Below are 22,595 nucleotides of genomic sequence, written 5' to 3'. Positions count from 1 at the left end.
CCCGTTTTCATATTATCAGTTGCTTTTTGGATCTAAATCAATGATCTGCACCTCCACGCGCCGGTTCATGCGGCGGTTTTCCTCGCTATCGTTCGGGCGGACGGGAAACTTGCTGCCCACGCCCACCGCCGCAATGGCACCTTCGGGCACGCCTTTGCCGATGAGGTACCGCGAGATCACCCGCACACGGTATTCGGATAGCGTGAGGTTAAGGCCAGCGTTGCCAACATTGTCGGTATGGCCCGTAATGCGCAGGCCTTTGTGCTTATTTTCTAGGATATACATCGCTACCGAATCGAGATAGGTCCGCGATTGCATGGGCAGTTTATAGTCACTTCTCGGAAAGTAGAGGGTCTTGTCCGAAGCGGTAATGCCCCTGGCCACGGGTGTTTCAACCCGGGTAATCGCCGGCGCCGGGCGTTCGGCTACACGCAAAGTTTTTACGGTAATGCCTTCCCTGACCGATGCCATCGCTGTGACAAGTTCCGGTGCGCTCGATGTGGGCGCTATGCCCAGTTTGTAGCTCCGGCCCGGTACGAGCTCGGCGAAATAATGGCCGTCGTTCACCCGGTTCAACCCAATATCCGACTGGCCGTCGCTCCATAACCGGCACAGTATTCCCGGTTGCGCTTGCAGGATATTCACCGAAAGGATCGTGCGCTGGCGGTTAAGTTTGATAATGTAGGTCCGTGGCTCCTGATCGGTTTTGTCGAGGATAAGGTTGCCGTTGTAGGCCTGGTAGCCCGCCGATTTGACTTCGATGGCGACAATGTCCTTTTCCGTAAAGACGATCTCGGCCCTTGGGCGGTCCGTGGTCAGCGCGAAGCAGTCTTTTTTCTGTTTTTGAGTATAATAAAGACAAATCTCTGCGGGAAGCCGCTGGTCGGACAGCGCATCGCGTGCCTCGATCCGCCGTACAATGGAAACCGCTTTCAGCGAATCTTTCAATTCAAAATGCTTTTGTTCCGATTGTGCATAGGGCTCGTCGCTGGTTTGTTTGCCCAAAGGCATCATGGCTAATGAGATGAAAAACGTGCCTTCGGTTTTGCCGTCGATATTCACCGGAATATGCTGCGTTTGAAACTGGGGGCATTCGATGGTCAGCTCGATGATCTGGCAGGGTATTTCCACATTGAATACGCCCAGGCTGTCGGACTTGCCGAGCCTTTGCTTACCTTGGTCGGTTTTGGCCGAGAGGCTTGCGACGAGCGGCGTAGCACCGGAAATATCGGTGATCTTGCCCGCCAGGTAACCGCATTGCGCATGCAGCGAAGTGGTGACGCCCTGGAAGGCCGCCTGAAACAGAAGCAGGATGATGTATAGCCTGGTTTTCATTGTCCCTCGTTGGTTTCAACCCCTATATTTCCCAATAAAACTTCCCAGTTCACCGTATCCTTGCCGTCGATGGTTTTCTGATACGATTCGAGTTTTACGCGGATATTCTTGCGGGTAATATCCCCGTAGGCAACCTTTCCATTTGCCGCGTAACCTTCAAATACCTGCTGGCCAGCGATAATGCCATAGTAATTCCCATCGGCCTCCTGTTTCAGTTCGCTCACATATTTGACCTCGTTCCAGGTAATGTTGATTTTGGAATAGGGCAGAAGTTTAAGCCGGTTGAGGTATTCTTTAACGGGATATTTTTTCACTCCTTTGGGCGAGCTGACAGCCACTGTGGCCTGCGGTTCGAACAAGCTAAGCGCTTGCTGCACAGCCTTGTTCTTTTCTTCCGATTTCTGGGTTTTGTCTCCGATAATGCGCAGATAGGACGTAAATTCATCCACCCGTCGAATGCCTTTCGCGCTGTATTCCTTGTATTCGGCGTCGGTCAGTACGGGTTTTGTTTGCTCTTTCGGCGGCGGCGGAACTTCTTTTTTGGTAACCGGCTGATTTTGAGTATTATCTTGCTCTTTTCTGACGATCTCCCTTTCCTTTTTCTCAATATCCTTATGTGCCAGGGCGAGCAAGGGGGCCACATCTACCACATCCCGCAGGATTTCGTGCCTACCGTTGCGGTAAATCACCGTCGCCACCTCCTCCTTATTGATCGACGCCGCATTGCCCTCGATCGTCAGGTAGTTGATCACTTCGTCGCTCTCGTAAGAGATATTGCCGGTGATCACCGTCAGCGGGACGCTTTTGATGATAATGTCCTGACTTACATTTCGCGGGGGAGCCTTATAAAATGCCTCGATCTGCGTCTGTGCCTTGTTCGGGCTTTCGTTCAGCTCCGAAATCACCATGAATTGCCCGGCCGACCCGAATATGATCAGAAAGCGTTTTCTATGGTAAACACGCGGAATGCCGTCCGAAGCGATCCATTCCAACTTGCTGTCCATCGCACGGCTGAGCCTGGCCTGCACCGGATTGCCGTTATCGAGCCAGATCCGGTCCTGCGCCAGCGCCTGCACGGCGAGCAGCGTCATCAAGAGCGTAAAGAGTTTCTTCATCATTCCATTATTTTTCATACGTGGCCAGGCTTATCGTTAACACATTCCCCGAAATGGATTCTATCCGCCATTTGCCCAGCCTGCCTTCTCCGGTCTTGAATGCAATCACCGAATTGGCCGTCTGCGTGTTGACAACGAAACCGACGGCTTTGGGGCTCATATCATTGATCAGCGCCAGATCGAGGTAGGTGAGCTTGTCGTAATCGACGACACCGAGATTTTTGAGCTGTAAATTGCCGGCTCCCGTGATCGACAACGTCGTTCCTCTTCCGGTAATGGTGAACAGATCGAGTATCACATCTCCTTTTGGGTCGCTGGACGAAATCATATTCCCTGCATCCAAATCGAATGCAAGTCCGGGACCATTGGTAATTTTCACCGAACTTCGCGTAGCGGAAATAGCGGGTGATATGGTCGTTTTGGCTTCCAATATTTCGCTGTAAGCAATTCCACCACCTTCGTTGCGGGCGAAGAGGGCCACATAGTATCGGGTATCCGCAGCAAGGCCCGTTATTTTCTGATTTTGGATTGAAATCGGGACCTGCGCCGGTTTTTCTCCGATCTTAATCACCTTATCTTTCTGGATATCCAGCTGAGATGTTGTTCCATACACCAGTCCGTATTCCAGAATGCCACCGCTCTTCTTTTCCTGGCGGTCATTTTTACTGTCAGGGTTGAATATTGTGCCGCTTACAGTGAGCTCCGTGCGCCTGATATCGACCAGTTCCAGTTTCGAAAATGCCGGTGGAAGCGGATCAACGGGCGAAAAGAGATTACATGACTGGAAGATCACAGCAGCCAATAGCATTACATATCTTTTCAGCCGGTTTTTCATGGGGTTTCTACTTAGTTAATCCCGGTTACGGGTTTGTATATACGCTTACTGTTTGTCGTAAGTCAAAATGGTCACTTCCATATCTCCTCCACCAGCCGTGCCAGGCGTGCGATCTTCGCCGTGGGCATCGATGAGCATCTTGCCATACCTGCCCTGATTCGTCAGAAATGCGATGACGGTTCCGTTTTCCAGCTGGTTCGCCTTGGTATCGGTGTAACTCCCGTTAATGAAATTCGGAGAGAGGTTAGCCCGCGCGAGATCCGCGTATTTAACCTGATCAAAATTCACTTTGCCCAGGACTGCAAACTTCGCCCCGTTCTTCGGGTAAATGCCCGGCTTGTCATTGTAGGGATACCACGTACAGTCATCGGAGCCCATTTGTGACACCAGTTGGCCCAGATCCAGGTCATATGGATTGGAATAGTACATAATGAATGATTTTTTGGGGGTAAAAACAGAAGGTTCACCCAGTGTAAACCCTGTTGTAGCGTCACTGTAAATGATACCACCCAGCGTGATGGCGAATGCACGCGCATAATAAGTAGTTCCAGGGGACAATCCGCTCACATTGACAGTGAAGGCGCCTTTGGTCGCTTTGCCATTGGCATTCGCCCGGCTGTCCTTGGTCGTCGGCTCATTGTTCGTAGGGGAATAGCAAACTCCGAAGGACGTGATTTCGGCATTGCCTAGTGACAGGATATTGACTACAACATCCGCCGATGCCTTAGAAGTTGTTGTGATCTTGCCGATTGAAAGTTCTGCGAAAACATAGTCGTCCGTTTTGAAAGTCGCTACCGGGCCATATCCCACGCCGCCGCCCTGGTTCCGGGCATAAGTGCGGACGTAATAGGTGGTCAGCACAGACAAGCGGCTTATCTCCCTTACAAATTCAAACGGGGTCGGTGGATTATCTTCTCCTACTTTAATCACCGTTCCGGCTTCGAGAGTAGGCTGGTTTTGTGTAGCCCAAACAAAGCCGTATTCAAGAATCTTGCCGCTTTTCTTTTCCTGGCGGTCGTTTTTAGGGTCAAGATTTTCGATTTTCCCCCTCACCGTCGCGCCCGAGGTCCACACCTGCTCAACACTCACTTCCGATGCCGCCGGTGTGAGCGGATCTACCGGGGCAAACATATTGCAAGACTCGAAAAGAAAGGCAATACCCGTAATGATTAGTAGTCTGGTTAACTTTTGCATGGCTGTAATCGCTGTATCCAGCGGATTTAATCATTCATTTTCAGGAAGCTGCCGTGGGGGCAGGTTGCCAGTCGTTGTCCCAATATTCGATCAGTTGCGGGGTAGCAACCCTTCCGCGGAAGGTAACCGTGGCGTCGTAATGCGTTTGCGGAATAAGGTGGTTGCGCAGGCGCCTGATCCAAGGCTGTGCGTGACGTGCGGTGAGCAGCCCGCCCATGCCCATCTGGTTTTCGCGTTCCGACAATGTCACGCCATAGTGACTGTCGCTGTTCCCGGTCCCATTGACGTGTTCCAGCCCGAGCGTGTGTCCAAATTCATGGTTGATGGTAGTTTGCAAAAACGACACGCTGTGCGTTTCCGAGCCGATACGGGTGCGGCGGTCGTTCCAGTGCGATTCAAGGTCGTGTTGGGTGAATACGCCGGTCCGGTCGGCTTCGACTACAAAAGATCTGAATGTATCTTCCTGCGGATGGATGATCCGGTAAGTTTGATGTGCCTGGGCAGCCGAGTCGACCAGCTGAATGGACAATCCGCATTGAATGATGGCCGAATTGCGCGCTGCGTTGGTGCGGGGAACATACCAATCTTTGTTAGGATCTAGTACCATTTTATCGCTCCAGTGCCTTTGTACCACTGTAACAAAACGACTCTTGTAGTCTTCCCATTCGCGGTCGGGCCACCGTTGGAGGTGGAAACGGCCATAAGTATCATGCAGAATGCCATTTCCGGTGGCGTAGGTTTCGCCCATGAAAAAACGGGTGGTCGGTTCTACGCGCACAAGATGCACCTTGAACTGCAAGATCATTCCGAAGGTGGTATCGTCGATCGGGATGAGGCAGGAATCCCACCGTCGCGCATTTCTGAATAGGTGAATGTGCATAATGTTTAAGGTTTTTGGATGGATAACTTCTCGCAGGAAAGGTCAGGTAGTCGGTCGTTCCTGGGGACGGTAAAACCACATTTGTCCCGAGACGGTCACGCTCCCACCGCTCATGGCACCCGTGCGGAGGTACAGGCGGTTTTGCTGTACGTTTCTGCTGTTATTTACATTGCATTCATATACTTCTACGGTACCGGAAGTGTCGACAGACATCACGATCGCTGTATGATGCGGGCGAGATTCTGTCCGCCAGGCACCATCCGAGCTGTCGAACCGGAACCTATAATTGCGGAACTGGATAATATCACCCGCTTCCAGGTTGGCCGAGGTGATGGCGGTGCCCCAGACGTAATTGTCATCCGTGCCCACATGGCCCATGATTTGGGTGGATGTTCTGGCGCCTGCGCTTTGAAGTGCGCGTTCGGCCAGGGTCCAGCATTCTCCGTTTCCAACCTGGCTAGCCAGGTTAGATTGCGCAAACTGTGCGACTGCATTACCAAGTACACTCATTTTCGATCTAGGAAGGTGTGAATAGTTTGATAGAATGGGTGCTATTCGAGAACGCCTTCGGATTGATGGACATTCCAGACCACCTCACCGTTTTCGTTGGTATTGATTTCAATGACCGATCCCTTGCCGGCCTCGCCTGAGATGATCATCCGGCTTACCGGCCTCCGGAGCAGGTTTCGGATGACGCCTTTCAGCGGCCTTACGCCATATCTCGGTGTAAAACCCTGCATCGCGATGTTTTTCCGTGCTTCGGGCGTAAGATTGAGGCTGATACCCTGTTTGTCGAGCAGGTCTGTAAGGCTGCGCAAATGGATATCAAATATTTTAACCACATTATCCTCTGAGATCGGTGCAAACGGGACAATCTCGGTTAATCTCGCCAAAAACTCCGGCCGGAAATATTTAGCCATGATCTCCATCAGATCTGATGACTGCGGAATGCCACCCTTGCCGAATTCCTGAATAATATGTTCTTGCCCTATGTTGGAGGTGAAGAGTATCACGGCATTGGAAAAATCACCTTCTTTCCCCAACCTGTCGTGTAACTTGCCCTCGTCGAGAATTTGGAGGAAAAGGTCGAAAACAGACGGATGCGCCTTTTCTATTTCGTCGAAAAGAACCACTGAATAGGGTTTCTGACGAATTTTATTGACGAGCAAGCCGCCTTCTTCATACCCCACATAACCTGGAGGCGCGCCGTAAAGCAATGCAGCCGAATGTTCTTCCTTGAATTCCGACATATCGAACCGGATCAGGAAAGACTCGTCGTTAAACAGGAAATCCGCGAGTGCTTTCGCGATTTCGGTTTTCCCAGTTCCTGTTGGTCCGAGGAGAAAAAATGAACCAATAGGCTGTCCGGCTTTGATGAGGCCTGAGCGGGATTCAAGAATTGCCTCGGTCAATGCTTTCACGGCCTGGTCCTGGCCTACCACCCTTTTTTTCAATACTTCGTCAATTCCCAGCAACTTGTCGCGTTCGGAACTTTGGAGCTTACCGAGCGGTATGCCGGTTTTGTGGGAAATAATGGCGGCTATATCGTTTTTGTTGATCGAATCTGAGCGTCGCGTGGCGAGGTTTCGTAATGCCGATAGTTTGGTATTTAATTGGTTATGAATGCCTTCTGAGGTATCCAGGTCGGTTTCGTCGTTCGCGTCGAGTTGGCCGGTAAGCAGGGGGCTCAGCCTGTTGGGCAGCTGCCGGGCAAACCATTTGAGCTCGTGCAGTCTTTCGCCCTCGTCAACCGCCATCAGTGTGTCGAGATCGGTTTGCAAGGTTATTAACTCATTTTCAGATACTTCGTCCATTAACCGCATGGCGGCCATTGTCCGGTCGAGCAGATCGAGGGCGACGTCGGGGAGGCGGCGGTCTTTTACATATCTTTTCGCAAGTTTGACCGCCTCGGCCGCCGTGCCTTCGGAGACTTTCAAGCCATGGTGCGCTTCGTAAACGGGCAGCATATGCTCGATCATACGCGTAGCTGTGGCTTCGTCGGGTTCTTCCACATGGAGTACCTCAAACCTGCGGGAGAACGCTTCGTCTTTTTCAATATACTTTCTATATTCTTCCGGCGTAGTAGCGCCGATTAGTGTGAGCTCACCACGTGCCAGTTCCGGTTTGAGCAATTGAGCAACCCCTGCGCCAATGGAGCCTTTCGGGTCCAGCAGCATGTGGATTTCGTCAATGAAGAGGATGGCTTTATCAAAGCCCTTCAATTCATTTAGAATGCCTTTTAACCGCTCTTCGATTTCTCCCTTATAAGATGCCCCGGCCACGAGCGCGCCTGTGTCCAGTTCGAGCAAGCGGGCATTTTGGAGTAATTGCGGGACTTTTTTTTCTGCAATGAGTTTGGAAAACCCTTCCACCAGTGCCGATTTGCCAACACCCGGTTCACCGGTTAATATCACATTCGGTTTGCTGCGCCTGCCCAGGATTTCGGCCATCTGACGGATTTCCCGGTCACGGCCAATAATGGGATCTGTTTTACCTTCGGCGGCTCGCTGTGTTTTATCGGAAGTATATTTTTCCAGATAGCCGGTACCTTTCGCTGCCGAAGCTATCGGTTTTGTGCTTTGATTTTCCCCATTTCCTGAAACAGGCGGAGCATTATGAAGGGCCAGTACTTCTTTTTGAGTAATGGGCAGGGATTTCAACTGGTCTGATGAAAAACCCACGCCGGGTTTGAGCAATGCGGCTAATGCACAAAGCGGATCGGTATCGATATTGAACTGCAATGCGATGAGGTCCGCCAGTTCGAGCGCCGCCGCGGCCTGGTTGTCGGGTTGTGACAACTCGGGAACCCGAACCGATTTGGCGCTTTCTTCCAGGCGTACCTCTGCCCAGTCGCGCAGGTATGGGAGGTCTTTGCCTGCCATCACGAGCTCGGAAGCGAGGCCCACGTCATTGTGCAGCAGGCCCATGAGCAGATGCGCGGGACCAAACCGCTCCTGCCGGTATTCGCGCGCTAGCGACTGTGCGACCGTGATCGCGTATCTGAGTGCTTCGGTTTGCATGGATAAATAGGATGGGGTGGATGCTACTTTTCAGGGCTGATTTTTCTGTAATGCCAACAGCCGCTCTGTCGCTTTGGCCTTCATGTCCTTATTGGCGGTTGAAACCTGTAAACCGTCAAATATCTGTTTCGCCTGGTCGTAATATACCTTCCGGTCGTTTTTGCGCAGGTTGCCCTGGGTCAACAATTGGTAGTAACCTTCCGCTTCGGAATATCGGAGCCATTCGCGGTAAGTGACGGCGGTGCCGCTTTTGGCTGACAAGCATTCGTCGAGTTGCTTTTGAATAGCCACAATATCACCACTGCCCGATTTTGAACTTCTGCAATTGTCGAGATCGCGTTGCAGCGTCGCTACTTTGGCTTGCAATTCTTTGTCGGGGCCTCCTCCGCCACCACCGCCACCACCACCCCCGCCACCGGCTACTGCAGCAGTCAGAAGCTGGCGTTCCATCCCTTTGATTTCCAGATCTTTCATATTAATCTGGTTACGGAGGTCATTCACCATTTGCATGTCTATGCCTTTGCTGTCCAATGTTCGCCGGAGTTCGCCGATGGTCTGCCGGTAGGTAACCAATGCCTCGGTCAGCTTTGCAATGCCGGTCGAAAGTCGCTTGTTCTGTTCGTGGGCCGCGGCTGCCGCCAGGTTATTAAAATGACTCATAATGCTATTGACGCGGCTTTCGATATCCACCAGCTGCGTCCGGGCTGTCGCTTTGGCCATTTCGTCGGTGGCGCTGCTGTACAGTCCGTCGAGCTGAATGAGCCTCCGCGATATCTGGCTAAGCGTGTCGGTATCAACCAGCATCGAGCCCTGTTCTTCGACGATCTCGCGGTATCGGCGGGTTTCCGAAGAGGAAACCGAGTCGGGGACCCGCATAAGCAGGTATACGGCTGCCAGCGGGAACGTGAGAGACAGTACATACATGCCCACAAACCTTCCTATTGCTGTTTTTCGCTGGGTTTTGTTAGTTGGTTCCATTGGTGCTACATGCTGGTGCGGTTATGGGGCTGGGTACCGTATCGTCTTGCGGCCCAGGGTTGAAACCCTGGGTTAGAATATCACAGGTTGCGACGCCAGAGGCGTCTATCATATATATCCCGGGGTTTAAACCCCGGGGAATGGGACGGTCAAAGGGGGCTCCACCTCGATTTGGTCTTCTCTGGTTGCACCGGCGGCTCGTGTACGGGGCTTTCGATGATAAAAACCTGCTGTCCTTTGCGTTTGCCGATAAATTCGAGCTGGCTTAGTTTGAGAAACAGGGCCGTCCACATGCTGTAAAAACTGTCGATTACCCGCAAACAAGGCAATATGTCGTTGTGGTTGTAAGGTGCCTGGATCACAGCCAGCAATTGCTTTTCTATACTTCCCGGCGAATCGTCCGCCCATTCGGCCAGGTAACCCAGAAGTTCTTCTTTTTCCCGGTCGGTGAGGCATTCCAGCGACACGCGGACCGCTTGTGCAGTCTGGCACATGGATGTTACCATTTGTACCGGTGGTTCGAAAGGGGCTAATCTCTGGAATCCGATATTGACGATTGTCATCGTGCTCACCAACCTTTCCACCATCATTTGAACACTGTCCGAAAGCGTACTTTTCTGACTCTTGGTCTTGATCTTTTGCAGGATCCGAAACGAATACATTTCTATGTCATTCAGATAGCCCGTCCACCGGCTGTGCCATTCGCGCAGGTTTTTGTGGCTGCGTACCGTGCAACTCGCCGGCACGAAGTCGTGCAAAACGCGGAGCTCTGAATTACTATAGGCAAGTTTGCCGATGATCAACCCCGGCCCGCCCCATTGGTCGATATTGATCAGTTCCGAAGGTACGAGGCTCACGCGGTAAAGCGGGAGCGTGTAAGGATGCCGCACAGGGATCTCCGATTCGGATGGTGTTCCGGTCGGCTGCCTTTCGAACATGCCTACGCTGAGTACGATATATATTTCAAGATTCTGCGTCATCGGAAGCCGGTATTGTTCCAGGATTCCGGAAAGCGAAGTATCGAGCCTGAGATCGTCGGTTTCTTCGAGGTCAAGCATGCTGCCGTCGGGCGAAATGGCCTGGCAGCGGTTCAGTTTTACCCTGATCTGATTTCCCGCGTCACCCAGTACCTGTATTTCCAGCGGATCGCTCCCGTCTTTCGGGAGCAGCAGGCCATAGTTTAGCGGCGTTAACAATGCGGCCCCGGCGCGTCGAACCTGATCGGTGTGGTAGTGATCTGTTTCGATAAAATGCTGCCGCGAGATTTTCATCCCGTCGACCCAGTTGACGGCCATGCGACGAATATCTGCCATACCAATTTATAATTACGCGAATTACATTTTCATGGCTGCTTTCACCAGCCCTATCACCGAACGTACACCGAATTTTCTGAACAGACTTCGCCGGTAGGCTTCCACGGTGGAAATGCTCACTTCCAGCCTTTCGGCGATCTCCTTGGAGCTCATTTCGTCCATGACCAGATCCAGGATTTCCTTTTCGCGCTTTGTCAGTTCCATAATTAAAATACTTAGACAAAGTTGTTGCGGCGCAGACGCTATTTCAATCGGCAGATACCCTGAATTTTTCGGATTTTTACCCTGATTTTACTAATGGTTTTGACTATCCTTTCTAAGGGTTTTCCACTACGAACATCAACAAAAAACTACACTACGCCCATGCGGACGGCTATTTTGGTGAGGCCTACCGAGTTTCTGACACCCAGTTTCTGAAAGAGGTTACGGCGGTGGGTTTCGACGGTTTTGTCGCTGATGCACAACTCGCTGGCGATCTTATTGGTAGAGTACTCGCTGGCTACGAGCCGGAGAATTTCAACTTCCCTCTTGCTTAAAAAATCACGTGTGGAAGGTGCGGGCTCCTGAATGTATTTATCCATGGATGTTTCGGCCAATTTGAGCATTACTTCCTGCCCATAATACACTTTCCCTTCTGAAACGGAGCGTATGGCGCGTTCCCATTCATCGAGCTCGGCTTCGAAAACAATGTAGCCGCTTACACCCGACCGTACCACCTCCCGGACCGATTCGGCCGAGGGGCTGGGGGCGAGCAGAAGGAATTTTAATTTGGGGTAGAGTTTTCTGATCTTTAAAATCTGGTCTGCCGTCTTCTCGGCGTGATGTGCGAATACAACTACTATATCGATGTCTTTCAGGTAGGGTAACTGGGTGATTTGTTCAAGATTGTTGCATTTACCAACCAGCTCGATGTAAGACCTCCTCCTCAGCCATTCTGCAACCGCCTCGCATTCCAGAGGATGCGGATGAACGAGGCACGCGTGTGTAATAGAATGTTCCATACTTTTCGGGGTTGAGTACTAGAATTTGCATGTCAAAAGTAATCCTAAGCGACAGGTTCGGCAATACGGGAAAGTACAGGAATAGCCAGGTAAGATTACCCGGTTTCGTAAGGGGTTGAAAATTAGGGCTTTTTAGTCGAAATCCTAACTAATTGTTTACATCATGTCAAATATAAGGGAATCCCTTAGGGGTATTCACTGACTGTTTACTATATACGTTTAAGTAAACATCCGGTTATTCCTTGATCCGGCCGTACTTGCGCATGATTTCCAGCACTTTGTCCCTGGGCAGCTCTTCTATCTTGTGCCCCTGAGTCCCTTCCGAAGTTTTAGCCATGAAGAGTGAATTGATAATCGCTTCTTCGGTAGCTTCCATGGCGGCCATAAAGAGTGGCGAAACATAGTCGTTGTGCAGGAATGTCGAGCTGAAAACCGGTTCGGCCGTTTCGTGCAATACTTTGTTTGCTGTGGAGAATGCGATCACATAATCGCCACTGCCGTTCGCGGCGATGCCGCCCGTTTGCGCCATGCCGAGCATGACGCGTTTTGCAAGCCGTTTCAGGTTGCGGGCGTCCAAAGGAGCGTCCGTAGCGAGCACCATCATGCAGGAGCCGTCCGAAGACTTGTCGAGCGATTCTTTGAATGCATATTTGCCGAGCTCTTGACCCACAGGAACACCATTTACCTTCAAAACACCTCCAAAATTGGTCTGTACCAACACACCTACCGTGTAATTGCCCAGCTTTTCAGGTAGTTTGCGTGAGGCTGTGCCAATGCCGCCTTTCCATCCGAAGCAGACCGTGCCGGTTCCCGCTCCTACATTCCCTTCCGCCACCGGACCATTTTCGGCCTGGGCCAATGCATTAAGGACGTGGTCTTTCTGTACGTGGCGCCCACGAATGTCGTTCAGGAAGCCGTCATTGGTTTCTCCGACGACAGGGTTGACCGATCTGACATTCTCGTTGCCTTTCTGTCCCAGCGTCCAGTCGATCACGGCGTCGGCGGCTGTGGGAACGCTCAGTGTGTTGGTTAAAACAATAGGGGATTCGATCGTTCCAAGCTCCTCGACCTGCGAATAGCCTGTCATTTTGCCGAAACCATTACCAATGTACATCGCCGCCTGGACCTTCTGTTGGAACATGTTGCCGTCGTGTGGAAGAATGGCCGTCACGCCCGTGCGTACGTCCGCGCCTTCCGTGAGCGTTACCTGGCCTACCTTCACACCTGCTACATCCGTGATCGCATTCAATGCGCCGGTGGGCAGCACGCCTATTTTGATCCCCAATTCGCGCGGGCGCTTCTGTGCGGCGAGGGTGAGGGGCAGAATGAGGAGGAATGAAAGGAGGCTCTTCATAAGTCAGTTTTTTTAAGCATGAAATATAACAAAAAATCCACTGGGAACCGGGGCTCTCCAGTGGATACATCTGCTGTTGAAGTGTAATCTTAATCGTTGTCCGGGCGGGCCTTTTCAGGGTCTATCACCGTTTCTTTGCGGCTCACAGCCGACGCGCTGAAAAAGCCCAGGGCTTTGGGGCCTTTTGGATCAGCATTGATGATGTTGGAACGGACGTTGGCGATAGGTGTCGCAAACAATCCGCCGTTTGCACCCTGTTCGCTTACTTGTTTGAGGAATTCAAATGCCTCATAAGTAATGCTATGAAGTTCCACACCCACTTCCGCACCTGCGGAATAGAGGGAGTCGGTGGTGATCGATTCGCGCAACGGCAGAATGAATATCAGGCCATCGGAAGGAGCACCGGCACCAAATGCAGCATCGTAGGCGATCGAAATATTGACCGCTTTATCGACAACCGCTTTGCCGCGGATTACGGGTTTGATCCAGTAAGTATCCCCCACACCTTCGAGATCCCGGGCGTAGAATGAGGCTACAAAACCTTCGCGAGGCCCCTTATCCGGTTCGAAAGGCCATTTTTCATGCCGGTATACCACTGAATCCACGGTTGGCACGCGTTTCAGCTCGGATTTGGCGGTGAAAATATCTGTACCGTTCACCACTTTGAGCGAATAAGTGCGGCCCACGTGTCCAAGCGTGTCGGCAGTGGTTTTACCCCAGGTGTATTTGCCATCGCCGTCGGTGTCCACGAATTTGTAAACTTTGCCTTTATCGTCGGTAACGGTCACTTCTGCGCCCAGTACGGGTTTCGGAGCGCTGTTGTTGAAGTAGGCTTGCGACCATGATAACGTAATTGCCTGCTCGCCGGGCTGATTGTTCAGCCAGCCGTCCACCACGAGCTGCGAAGGGCCGTCAGCTGTGTCCAGGTTGATCACGTCCTCGCAGCTTGTGAGGCTTATCAATGCAAGTGCGAACAATGCCGGGTATTTGATATATTTTAATGTTTTCATCATTGCTGTTTTTCAGGCTTTGTAATGATTTCCGTTGATTGATGTCAGAATTTGAAGTTGTAAGTGACGGAAGGAATGAAGTTTCCGATCACCGAGTAACGTACGGCTTCTGCTTTAAGCGGGTTGTCTTCGTTGATCCGCGTGTAGACCGAGAACGGGTTGCGGCGGTTGTATACATTGTAAACCGAGAACACCCATTCGCCTTCCCCTACTTTGAATAGCTTCTTTTTCGCTTTTAAGGTAGCAGCCAGATCCAGACGGTGGTAAGCAGGAATGCGGCTGTTGTTGCGCAGGCCATTGTAATTGTTACCGATCGTGATACTACCAACAGTGTACCGGTTGGTGGGGAATGTGGCTGGTGTGCCGCTCTGGATCGTGAAGTTCGACGAAAGTGACAGACGTTTGGTCAGTTCATAGATGGCCACCGCAGTAATGTTATGTGGTTTGTCGAAGCGTGCGGGGAACCAGTCGTCGTTATTAATTGATTCGACCAGACGCTCAGTTCTTGACAATGTGTAGCTCAGCCAACCGGTTAGCCTGCCTTTGTTTTTCTTCAAATAAAATTCCGCTCCATAGGCCCGGCCTTTGCCGAATAGCAGGTCACCGGCGAAATACTCGTTCAGCAGCAGATCAGAGGCAGGCACGTAGTCGATCTGATTGTACATTTTTTTGTAATACAACTCCACCGAAGCCTCATAGGTATTATCCTGAAAATTCTGGAACCATCCTAATGCAACCTGGTCGGCCTTTTCGGGCTTGATATTGATCCCGCTCAATGTCCATACATCAAGTGGTGAACTGGCTGCCGTGTTCGACAGCAAATGCAGGTACTGTGAAGTGCGGTTATAGCTGGCTTTAATGGAGGCATTGCTTGTAATACCAATATTCAATGCAGCGCGAGGTTCGAAATTACCGTAGCTTTTGATCACGTCGCCTCTTTTATATTCGGTACCGGGGAAAACCGGCTTCTTACTGGCGCCCTTTTCCGTTTCGGCGTATTGATACTCCGTGGCTGGGCCGAGGCTGCGGAAGTAGGAGTACCTCGCTCCGTATTGCAATGAAATACGATCACCGAATTTCAATTCATGGCCAATATATAAAGCTGACTCGTCGGCATAGCGCGGTTCGAGGCTGATATCGGTCATTTCTCCTTCCGAAATCGCCGTGGCTTTGCCGGGGCGTGTATCATAATATATGTACTGGCCGCCGAACGTCAACTGATTGTTGGGGGTGATGTAGTAGGTAAAATCAGGTTTGATACTCGTGCTGATGATCTTCGATTTCCAGTCGAATTTGTCCTTGGCATCGGGTTTGTTCTGATTCTGGCCCAGGTTATAGTCGTAGTTGCTGTAATAACCGGTCAGGTTCATGAAAAGCTTGTTCGAAAAAATGTGGTTCCAGCGGGCAGTTGCCGTTTTGTTGCCCCATCCGAATCCGAAATCACCTCCTCCGAACACATCTTTTCCAAAATAACCTGATGCGTAGAAAGTATCCTTGTTACCCAATTGGTAATTCACTTTCGCCGTCAAATCATAGAAATAGAATTTGGAATCTTTCAAATCCGAGTTCAAAAACGGTTTTGCCAGAATATCGATGTACGAACGACGGCCAGCTACGATGAAAGACCCTTTTCCCTTTGCGAATGGCTGCTCGTAAGTAAGGCGCGAAAATATCGAACCGATACCGCCGTTGATCTCCCGCTTTTTGGCATTCCCCTCTTTCATACGTACATCGAGGATCGAGGAGATACGGCCGCCATATTGTGCCGGAATACCGCCTTTGATCAGTTTTACGTCCTTCACCGCGTCGGGGTTGAATACCGAGAAGAATCCGAAAAGGTGAGATGAGTTATATACCGGCGCTTCGTCAAGTAGTACGAGGTTCTGTGAAACATCGCCGCCGCGCACGTTGAAGCCCGAGGCACCCTCACCGACGGTCGTCACACCGGGGAGCAGCTGAATGCTGCGAATGAGGTCCACCTCGCCAAGTAATGCGGGCATTTTGCGGATGGTTTTCATCTCGACCTTGTTCACCGACATCTCGATGCTGCGGACGTTTTCATCCTCTTTCTGTGTCGAAATGGTCACCTCTGAAAGCTGGTTGCTTTCGTCGGACATTTCGATGCTAACGGTCTTGTCGCCGTCCAGTACTACCTCGCGGGTCGCTTTTTGGTAGCCGATGTAGGTAAATACCAGCGTGTACTTACCGTCGGGAAGCGTGAGTGAGTAGAAACCATACGGGTTGGTGACCACGCCTGTTTCGGCCTCACGCACATACACGGACACGCCGATGAGTCCCTCGCCATTGGAGTTGTCTTTGACGTAACCGCTCACCGAGTGCCGGTTCTGTGCGAGGGCCGGCAGGCTGATCAAGGCTAATAGAAGGCATTTGAGTACTTTGTTTTTCATGGACTTTTATGGTAGTTACTAAAAACTGGTTTATTCTGTTGCTGGCAAAAAGGAAATAGCCGTTTTTAATGCAGACGATTAAATTGAATTTTTCCTTTTCTCCGTGACAACTCAATGTGGATATACCCCCTGCGTATTGAGAAAAAATATTTCAGCAATAGTTACAAAGGCCAGCAAAGCACGTGTTAATCAGCCTAAAATGACAGCAAAAAATGATGAACTGGTAAAAAACTGGAATAAATGGCTCGATGCCCGAAATGAAGCTGTTAATGTAGTAATAGCATTTTTTCAAGGTATTTTTGACACGGCGGAGGTGTCGGGGCATTCTTCCAGAAGTTGTGAGGAGGTTTTTTGTAAAAGTGGGTGGAGGAAAGCGGGCGCGATCTCTGCTAATGGTGCAAGTACAAAACGGCGATCCTGAATGCGTGGGTGCGGTAATGTAAGGCGGGCGCTGTCCAAGACGGTTTGCCCGAAATACAAAATATCGATGTCGATCACCCGCGCGCCCCAGCGCTCGTAGCGCACGCGCCCGAGGTCGTGCTCGATGTTGAGAATGATCCTGAGCAAATCCTCAGGCAGGAGGGAGGTGGAGATTTCAATAACCTGGTTCAGGAAAGCAGGCTGGTCGGTAATGCCCCAGGGGGCAGTTTCGTAAATCGCGGATTGGCCTGCAATGCTCCCTGCCTGCTTGCCGATCGCCTCGCGTGCGGCTGCGAGCACCTGCGGGCGATCGCCCAGATTGGAGCCTAGTAACAGAAAGACCTGGCCGGTTGCTGCCATAACGAAACACGTTTGGAATACACAATCCACGAAAAAAAGGACTTCCCGATCGGAGGAAAGTCCTTTTCCAATAAATTCGTAAAATTCCTTTTAGAACGTAAGTGTTCCTTTGTCGTATGCTTTTTGTATAGTTGCTTCGATACCGTTCTTGTTGATGGTACGAAGAGCAGAAGCTGCTACTTTCAACGTAACCCATTCTCCTGATGAAGGAAGGAAGAAACGTTTCTTTTGCAAATTCGGGAAGAATTTACGTTTTGTTTTATTGTTAGCGTGAGAAACGTTATTTCCGACGCGAGTTCTTTTACCTGTTATTTGACAAACCTTAGCCATGACTTACAATTTTTCCAAATGAGGGTGCAAAGATGCGTAATTAATTTTTGTTGAGCAAGTAACGGCAAAACAAATTTTCAAAAAAAACTGCATTTTACCATCGCATCCGGAACCCGACGCCGTGTACATTGTCAATGCGGATATCGGGATCGCCCGAGAGGTATTTCCGTAATCTTGAAATGAAAACATCGAGGCTGCGGCCCATAAAATAGTCGTCGTCGCCCCAGATAGCCTTCAAAAGCTCGTCGCGGCGAATCACCTGATCGGTGCGTTCGGCCATAAATTTCAACACTTCGGCTTCGCGAAATGTGAGGCTTTGAGATTTCCCTTCGAGGGTTAATGTCAGTTTTTGAAAATCGAATAAATATTTTCCGATCTGCTTGCTGCCTGGTTTCACAACCAATATTGAATCCGCTTTGCTTCGGCGGAGAAAAACGTCGATACGCAATTTAAGCTCTTCAATGCTGAACGGCTTGGTGATGTAATCGTCGGCGCCGAGTTTGAGGCCTTTGATCTTATCCTCCTGCATAGAGCGGGCCGATAGAAAGAGAATGGGGACCTGGCTGTCGGAGTTGCGGATTTTTTCGGCTAATGTGAAGCCGTCCATTTTGGGAAGCATAATGTCGAGCACGCAAATATCGAAATGCTCCTTACCGAAAAATTCGAGCGCTTCGGCTCCATCCGTGGCATGAACGACTTCGTAATCGTATTCTTCGAGGTTATCCTTGGTAGCAAATGCAAGATTGGGGTCGTCTTCGACGTACAGGATTCTCTTTTTCATCAAGCGTGTTTCTGCGGAATAGTGATTTTAAATGTACTGCCTTTGCCCAGGACGCTTTCCAGCGCAAGGTGCCAGTGGTGTGCCCGGACGATCTGCTTCACATAGCTCAGCCCGATCCCGAAGCCTTTCACGTTATGCACATCGCCGTAGGGAATGCGGAAAAACTGGTTGAAAACCTTCTTCTGGTACTCGGGTGCGATGCCGATACCCTGGTCGCGGACTGCTATAACGAGGGTATTGCCTTTATTGTATGTTTCGACGACCACGTCCGGTACATCGTCCGAATATTTCAGCGCATTATCGACGAGGTTGCTGAGCAGGCAACGGAGGTGAAAAGGGTCGGCGTCGATCATACTGCTGGTTGCATTGGCCTGAAAACGCACTTTTTCTTCATACGGAAGCAAAATGGATTCAATCATCTGCCGGGCGTCGAGCCGTTCTTTTTGCAAGTGCAATGCATCGCGCTCGGCTTTGGCCATAGAAAGTACCATCTCCACCTGCCCCTGCAAGCGGAGGATTTCGTCCTGGACGATCTGCACGTAGCGTTTGTGGCGTGCCGGTTGGGCCACGATATTTTCGGAATTGAGCACGTCGGCGGCAATGCGGATGGTCGAAATAGGCGTTTGCAGCTCGTGGGTCATATTATTGACAAAATCCCGCTGCACTTCGGAAAGCTGTTTTTGTCTTAAAATCACAAACAATGCATAGGCGAAGAACGAAACCGCCACCAGTACCAGCGCCGAGGACCAGATAGCCCCGCTAATGCTCCCCGCAAAATAGGTTTCCTGCTCGGGAAAGCGTACGCCGAAGTAATAAGGGTATTTATCGGTTTTAATCCAGTTGGTCGTTTTAGTGGGAATCTTTTCGCTGTTCTTAGTGCTCAGCGACATTCCGTAGCGGATCCGGTTGGTGGTACAATCGTAAATGCCGATCTCGAAATTCGTGATCAGGTTATGTTTTTGAAAACTATCCTTGATAAAATGTTCCAGGATTTCGGGCTGGGTGGTTGCATTGGTATTCACCAGAAAGTATTCCGGCGACAATTGCTCTACGGGATTCGTGGTTTGCATTACGCCGCAGACGTTGGCCAGTTTTCCGGCAACGTCCTGCAATGCAATGTGGGCATTCTGATTGAACTGCCGGTGCCTGAGGTCAAGGGCCTGCTTTACCCAGTAAATCTGCGTGATAACGACGCCGATAATGAGCAATGCGGAAAAAACCGTGAGGGACTGAATGGTACGTCTTGACATAACTAACTCGAAATGACCAATAAATATACAGCCATTCGTTCAATTAAACAGCCGTGGCGGCCGTAACATGACCGGCCGGGGGCTGTTTAACATTTCATTAACTTTTAGACTTCGGATCGGCCAGGTGGTAACCGATCAATCCTTCCAACGGCGATTTCAGTATCCGTCCTGCTTGTAACCCATTGCTTTCGAGCACCCCGCGAAGGATATCCTGGTAATAATAGGCAATCGATCCGGTAAAATGGACCGGGTAATGGTCGGCATTGGCATGTTTCAAAACATATTTTTTCACAAATAACCCGAATGCATTGCCTAGCAGCGTCTGCATGAATTCGTGGGTACGATTTTCTGCGATGAATTTGGAATACGAAGCAAAATACCGGTTTGGATAAGGCTTTTTATAGGCATGATCAAGCACGGTAAGGCGGTCGAGGCTGGGATATTGCGCAATGAAAAGTGCTTGCAGGTCCTCCGGTAGCTCGTTTTGCAGGTAATGGACAACCAACGTTTTGCCCAGATAGGAGCCGCTTCCCTCATCGCCCAGCCAGAAACCCAGCGAGCCGATTGAATGCGTAATGCGGTCGCCATCGAAAAAGGCATTGTTCGCGCCCGTGCCTAATATGCACGCAAGCCCAGGCTCGTGCCCGCACAACCCGCGTGCGGCCCCGAGCATATCCGAAGCCACTTCTACGACATTGGCCGAAGGAAAGCATTGTTTCAGTGCATTGGTAACGGGCATGCTCGATTTTTCGTCGGCGCATCCCGCTCCGTAGAAGTGGATTTCCTGAACGTCGCTGCCAATGCCCCGGGCAACCTGGCCTTGTAAAACAGGGGCTATCTCTTCCGCTGTCTGGTAAAACGGGTTAATGCCCGCCGACTGAACCAACTCGTGTTTGCCGGTTTTCCGAGCGTCGGACCGTGAATCGATATATGCCCAGTCTGTTTTCGTGGAACCGCTGTCGGCGATCAGGATATTTTTGAAATACATGAAGAATCGTTCGGTTGATTATTCGGGTAGTTGCAGCTTGCCGATGACATTGAAACGCTCGAAAACGCGTTCGGTATGTGGGGCGTCGCCGAGCTCTTTGGTGAGGTCCTGTCCGGCCCAGTGCTCGTAATGATGGCCATTGCGCCAAAGGCGCGACGAGGTCACGTCGTAAATCACTCCTTTATATGCACACCATATTTCCTCCCGGTCCTGCCCGTTACGAAGCGCCAGTTGTGCCCTGGTATATACTTTCATTGGTTTGAATTTGGCGCGCAATTTAGCGATAAGGGTAATCCGCAGGAAAATTAAGAAACGATCTGCCATGAATATTTTGATTATAAGACTAAAAAGTAAGAACTTGGCGTTTTGAAAAGACATTTACGAAAAATAAAATATGAGAAAAAGTTACGCTCTTCTATGGTGTTCAATCATGATTTTGGGACTGGTAGTTGCTGGTTGCAAAAAGAAAGTTGCACCTGTATCTGAAAGAATCGCAAAGGCATGGACAGCAGAATCTGTGAAGCACGGCGCAACGGTGGTTTACACCCGAGGCGGCTCAGGCAATATCGAAGCTGCCTATTCAGGTTTCCGCCTGACGCTTACCAACAGCGGTGGTACTAAAACAGTGAGCCTGATTGACGTGGATGCGAAAACATTCACAGGAAACTGGGATTTGGAAAGCGATACAAAGCTGGTTCTGACCAACCTGACCCCTGCGCCAACCGGTTCGGGAGGGAAGCTGGAATTCACGATCAACTCGATCGACGATGCGAAACTGGTGCTTACACGCCTTACGGCAAGTCCGAAAACAGGGGGTACTATTAATGAGTATACATTGACTAACCCGTAAGCGGAACGTTGATTGAACATAACCAGGGCGAAGCCATTCCCACCGAGGGAATGGCTTCGCTTTTTTATTTAATTTTGCGGGATGGAAACAAGAACTGAAATAAGCAGCCTGGGTGAATTCGGGCTGATCCAAAGAATAAATAAAGGCATTCAGACATCGCTCCCCGACACTGTGAGAGGGATAGGTGACGATGCGGCGGTAATCGACGCAGGAGAAGAGTTCGGCTTGCTGACCACCGATATGATGCTGGAAGGAGTCCATTTTGATCTCACATTTTTTCCGCTTAAACATCTTGGTTACAAAGCCGTGTCGGCTAATATCGCCGACATTGCTGCGATGAACGGAATTCCCCGGCAGGTAACGGTCAGTATTGCATTGAGCAACCGGTTTTCGGTTGAGGCGGTCGACGAGCTGTATGAAGGAATAAAAGTAGCTTGCAAGGACTTTAATGTGGACCTGGTGGGCGGTGACACGACCTCGTCACGGTCCGGGCTCATTATTTCCGTAAGCGTTTTTGGTAAGGTTAAAAAAGACAAGATCGCATACCGGAATACGGCCAAACCCAATGACCTGCTCTGCGTGACGGGTGACCTCGGAGGTGCTTACATGGGCCTGCAGTTGCTCGAAAGGGAGAAGCAGGTATTCCTGGCGAACCCCAATATGCAGCCGGAGCTGGACGGAAAAGATTATGTAATCCAGCGCCAATTGCGCCCGGAAGCAAGAATGGACGTGGTTTTCGAACTAGACGAAGCCGGAGTCGTTCCGACTTCAATGATCGACCTCTCGGATGGCCTAGCCTCCGACCTTCTGCATATATGTGCGCAATCGGGCGTGGGCGCGGTGATTTTTGAAGAACGCCTGCCGATTGACGAGCAGACTTACCTCGCGGCGTCGGAGCTGAATATCGGTGCGGCCACGGCGGCATTGAACGGAGGGGAGGACTATGAATTGCTTTTCACGGTTTCCCAGTCAGCCTACGAGCTGATTAAAAACAATCCCAAGATTACTTTTATCGGTTATATCACAGATAAACAGGGCGAAGTGGAGCTTCATACCAAAGCCGATTCGCGTGTGCCGCTCACAGCGCAGGGCTGGACAGCCTGATTTATTCCCCGGCAAAATCCCCCAAAGCATAACCTTCACCGGTTATGCTTTTTTTGTTTTAATCTATAC

Annotated in this window: 22 protein-coding genes; 2 read left to right on the top strand and 20 right to left on the bottom strand. The window is 50.6% G+C overall.

Annotated features, from left to right (window positions below; all coding sequences use genetic code 11):
- Positions 1-15: 15 nt before the first annotated feature.
- The 20 genes from IEY24_RS32855 to IEY24_RS28080 form a co-directional block, all read right to left on the bottom strand.
- Positions 16-1,335, bottom strand: a complete 1,320-nt coding sequence (locus IEY24_RS32855; RefSeq protein WP_229223305.1) for an OmpA family protein — start codon at positions 1,333-1,335, stop codon at positions 16-18.
- Positions 1,332-2,453 carry a hypothetical protein gene (locus tag IEY24_RS28170; RefSeq protein WP_188938626.1) on the bottom strand — a complete coding sequence of 374 codons (1,122 nt, stop codon included), beginning with the start codon at positions 2,451-2,453 and terminating at the stop codon, positions 1,332-1,334. Before IEY24_RS28170 ends, IEY24_RS32855 begins: the two co-directional genes overlap by 4 nt.
- 4 nt (positions 2,454-2,457) lie before the next feature.
- Positions 2,458-3,285 carry a fibronectin type III domain-containing protein gene (locus IEY24_RS28165; RefSeq protein WP_188938625.1) on the bottom strand — a complete coding sequence of 276 codons (828 nt, stop codon included), beginning with the start codon at positions 3,283-3,285 and terminating at the stop codon, positions 2,458-2,460.
- A 45-nt stretch (positions 3,286-3,330) separates the two neighbouring features.
- Positions 3,331-4,479, bottom strand: coding sequence for a fibronectin type III domain-containing protein (locus IEY24_RS28160; protein WP_188938624.1), 1,149 nt, complete (start codon positions 4,477-4,479; stop codon positions 3,331-3,333).
- A gap of 40 nt (positions 4,480-4,519) precedes the next feature.
- Positions 4,520-5,359: a hypothetical protein gene (locus tag IEY24_RS28155; protein ID WP_188938623.1), complete on the bottom strand. Its 840-nt coding sequence runs from the start codon at positions 5,357-5,359 to the stop codon at positions 4,520-4,522.
- A 42-nt stretch (positions 5,360-5,401) separates the two neighbouring features.
- Positions 5,402-5,869, bottom strand: coding sequence for a hypothetical protein (locus tag IEY24_RS28150; protein ID WP_188938622.1), 468 nt, complete (start codon positions 5,867-5,869; stop codon positions 5,402-5,404).
- A gap of 41 nt (positions 5,870-5,910) precedes the next feature.
- Positions 5,911-8,379 (bottom strand): ATP-dependent Clp protease ATP-binding subunit, encoded by a 2,469-nt coding sequence (locus IEY24_RS28145; protein ID WP_188938621.1) that lies wholly within the window; start codon positions 8,377-8,379, stop codon positions 5,911-5,913.
- A 30-nt stretch (positions 8,380-8,409) separates the two neighbouring features.
- A complete protein-coding gene (locus IEY24_RS28140; RefSeq protein WP_188938620.1) occupies positions 8,410-9,357 on the bottom strand; it encodes a hypothetical protein in 948 nt (315 codons plus the stop codon).
- Between the two features lie 149 nt (positions 9,358-9,506).
- Positions 9,507-10,670: a hypothetical protein gene (locus tag IEY24_RS28135; protein WP_188938619.1), complete on the bottom strand. Its 1,164-nt coding sequence runs from the start codon at positions 10,668-10,670 to the stop codon at positions 9,507-9,509.
- A gap of 21 nt (positions 10,671-10,691) precedes the next feature.
- Positions 10,692-10,874: a response regulator transcription factor gene (locus IEY24_RS28130; RefSeq protein WP_188938618.1), complete on the bottom strand. Its 183-nt coding sequence runs from the start codon at positions 10,872-10,874 to the stop codon at positions 10,692-10,694.
- Positions 10,875-11,020: 146 nt separating this feature from the next.
- Positions 11,021-11,671: a response regulator transcription factor gene (locus tag IEY24_RS28125; protein WP_188938617.1), complete on the bottom strand. Its 651-nt coding sequence runs from the start codon at positions 11,669-11,671 to the stop codon at positions 11,021-11,023.
- Positions 11,672-11,906: 235 nt separating this feature from the next.
- Positions 11,907-13,025: a DmpA family aminopeptidase gene (locus tag IEY24_RS28120; protein ID WP_188938616.1), complete on the bottom strand. Its 1,119-nt coding sequence runs from the start codon at positions 13,023-13,025 to the stop codon at positions 11,907-11,909.
- An 89-nt stretch (positions 13,026-13,114) separates the two neighbouring features.
- The gene (locus IEY24_RS28115; RefSeq protein ID WP_188938615.1) at positions 13,115-14,038 is read right to left on the bottom strand and encodes a DUF4249 domain-containing protein; all 924 of its coding nucleotides are present in this window, start codon (positions 14,036-14,038) and stop codon (positions 13,115-13,117) included.
- A gap of 41 nt (positions 14,039-14,079) precedes the next feature.
- Entirely contained in the window at positions 14,080-16,443 is a 2,364-nt protein-coding gene (locus IEY24_RS28110) for a TonB-dependent receptor (protein ID WP_188938614.1), read from the bottom strand.
- A gap of 288 nt (positions 16,444-16,731) precedes the next feature.
- A complete protein-coding gene (folK, locus tag IEY24_RS28105) occupies positions 16,732-17,223 on the bottom strand; it encodes a 2-amino-4-hydroxy-6-hydroxymethyldihydropteridine diphosphokinase (RefSeq protein WP_188938613.1) in 492 nt (163 codons plus the stop codon).
- A gap of 90 nt (positions 17,224-17,313) precedes the next feature.
- Positions 17,314-17,553, bottom strand: coding sequence for a 50S ribosomal protein L28 (gene rpmB / locus IEY24_RS28100; protein ID WP_090384950.1), 240 nt, complete (start codon positions 17,551-17,553; stop codon positions 17,314-17,316).
- 94 nt (positions 17,554-17,647) lie between these two features.
- Complete coding sequence (locus IEY24_RS28095) at positions 17,648-18,334, bottom strand: response regulator transcription factor (protein WP_188938612.1); 687 nt, start codon at positions 18,332-18,334, stop codon at positions 17,648-17,650.
- A complete protein-coding gene (locus IEY24_RS28090) occupies positions 18,334-19,584 on the bottom strand; it encodes a sensor histidine kinase (protein WP_188938611.1) in 1,251 nt (416 codons plus the stop codon). The genes IEY24_RS28095 and IEY24_RS28090 overlap by 1 nt, the downstream gene beginning before the upstream one ends.
- A 97-nt stretch (positions 19,585-19,681) precedes the next feature.
- Complete coding sequence (locus tag IEY24_RS28085) at positions 19,682-20,572, bottom strand: N-acetylglucosamine kinase (RefSeq protein WP_188938610.1); 891 nt, start codon at positions 20,570-20,572, stop codon at positions 19,682-19,684.
- Between the two features lie 18 nt (positions 20,573-20,590).
- Positions 20,591-20,827: a cytochrome b5 domain-containing protein gene (locus tag IEY24_RS28080; RefSeq protein ID WP_188938609.1), complete on the bottom strand. Its 237-nt coding sequence runs from the start codon at positions 20,825-20,827 to the stop codon at positions 20,591-20,593.
- Between the two features lie 175 nt (positions 20,828-21,002).
- Here IEY24_RS28080 and IEY24_RS28075 point away from each other — a divergent pair, with 175 nt between their 5' ends.
- Together IEY24_RS28075 and thiL are read left to right on the top strand one after the other, a co-directional pair.
- Positions 21,003-21,422 (top strand): hypothetical protein, encoded by a 420-nt coding sequence (locus IEY24_RS28075; RefSeq protein WP_188938608.1) that lies wholly within the window; start codon positions 21,003-21,005, stop codon positions 21,420-21,422.
- A gap of 81 nt (positions 21,423-21,503) precedes the next feature.
- Positions 21,504-22,526, top strand: coding sequence for a thiamine-phosphate kinase (thiL, locus tag IEY24_RS28070; protein ID WP_188938607.1), 1,023 nt, complete (start codon positions 21,504-21,506; stop codon positions 22,524-22,526).
- Positions 22,527-22,595: the final 69 nt, after the last annotated feature.

The sequence above is a fragment of the Dyadobacter endophyticus genome (genome assembly GCF_014641595.1).
GTDB classification, from domain to species: domain Bacteria; phylum Bacteroidota; class Bacteroidia; order Cytophagales; family Spirosomataceae; genus Dyadobacter; species Dyadobacter endophyticus.
The sequence above is the reverse complement of the archived record's forward strand: the minus strand, read 5'-3'. Positions and strand labels throughout refer to the sequence as shown.

Coding starts and splice junctions, on each gene's coding strand:
- IEY24_RS32855 (WP_229223305.1), bottom strand. CDS start 1,335: ATGAAAACCAGGCTATACATCATCCTGCTTCTGTTTCAGGCGGCCTTC.
- IEY24_RS28170 (WP_188938626.1), bottom strand. CDS start 2,453: ATGATGAAGAAACTCTTTACGCTCTTGATGACGCTGCTCGCCGTGCAG.
- IEY24_RS28165 (WP_188938625.1), bottom strand. CDS start 3,285: ATGAAAAACCGGCTGAAAAGATATGTAATGCTATTGGCTGCTGTGATC.
- IEY24_RS28160 (WP_188938624.1), bottom strand. CDS start 4,479: ATGCAAAAGTTAACCAGACTACTAATCATTACGGGTATTGCCTTTCTT.
- IEY24_RS28155 (WP_188938623.1), bottom strand. CDS start 5,359: ATGCACATTCACCTATTCAGAAATGCGCGACGGTGGGATTCCTGCCTC.
- IEY24_RS28150 (WP_188938622.1), bottom strand. CDS start 5,869: ATGAGTGTACTTGGTAATGCAGTCGCACAGTTTGCGCAATCTAACCTG.
- IEY24_RS28145 (WP_188938621.1), bottom strand. CDS start 8,379: ATGCAAACCGAAGCACTCAGATACGCGATCACGGTCGCACAGTCGCTA.
- IEY24_RS28140 (WP_188938620.1), bottom strand. CDS start 9,357: ATGGAACCAACTAACAAAACCCAGCGAAAAACAGCAATAGGAAGGTTT.
- IEY24_RS28135 (WP_188938619.1), bottom strand. CDS start 10,670: ATGGCAGATATTCGTCGCATGGCCGTCAACTGGGTCGACGGGATGAAA.
- IEY24_RS28130 (WP_188938618.1), bottom strand. CDS start 10,874: ATGGAACTGACAAAGCGCGAAAAGGAAATCCTGGATCTGGTCATGGAC.
- IEY24_RS28125 (WP_188938617.1), bottom strand. CDS start 11,671: ATGGAACATTCTATTACACACGCGTGCCTCGTTCATCCGCATCCTCTG.
- IEY24_RS28120 (WP_188938616.1), bottom strand. CDS start 13,025: ATGAAGAGCCTCCTTTCATTCCTCCTCATTCTGCCCCTCACCCTCGCC.
- IEY24_RS28115 (WP_188938615.1), bottom strand. CDS start 14,038: ATGATGAAAACATTAAAATATATCAAATACCCGGCATTGTTCGCACTT.
- IEY24_RS28110 (WP_188938614.1), bottom strand. CDS start 16,443: ATGAAAAACAAAGTACTCAAATGCCTTCTATTAGCCTTGATCAGCCTG.
- folK (WP_188938613.1), bottom strand. CDS start 17,223: ATGGCAGCAACCGGCCAGGTCTTTCTGTTACTAGGCTCCAATCTGGGC.
- rpmB (WP_090384950.1), bottom strand. CDS start 17,553: ATGGCTAAGGTTTGTCAAATAACAGGTAAAAGAACTCGCGTCGGAAAT.
- IEY24_RS28095 (WP_188938612.1), bottom strand. CDS start 18,334: ATGAAAAAGAGAATCCTGTACGTCGAAGACGACCCCAATCTTGCATTT.
- IEY24_RS28090 (WP_188938611.1), bottom strand. CDS start 19,584: ATGTCAAGACGTACCATTCAGTCCCTCACGGTTTTTTCCGCATTGCTC.
- IEY24_RS28085 (WP_188938610.1), bottom strand. CDS start 20,572: ATGTATTTCAAAAATATCCTGATCGCCGACAGCGGTTCCACGAAAACA.
- IEY24_RS28080 (WP_188938609.1), bottom strand. CDS start 20,827: ATGAAAGTATATACCAGGGCACAACTGGCGCTTCGTAACGGGCAGGAC.
- IEY24_RS28075 (WP_188938608.1), top strand. CDS start 21,003: ATGATTTTGGGACTGGTAGTTGCTGGTTGCAAAAAGAAAGTTGCACCT.
- thiL (WP_188938607.1), top strand. CDS start 21,504: ATGGAAACAAGAACTGAAATAAGCAGCCTGGGTGAATTCGGGCTGATC.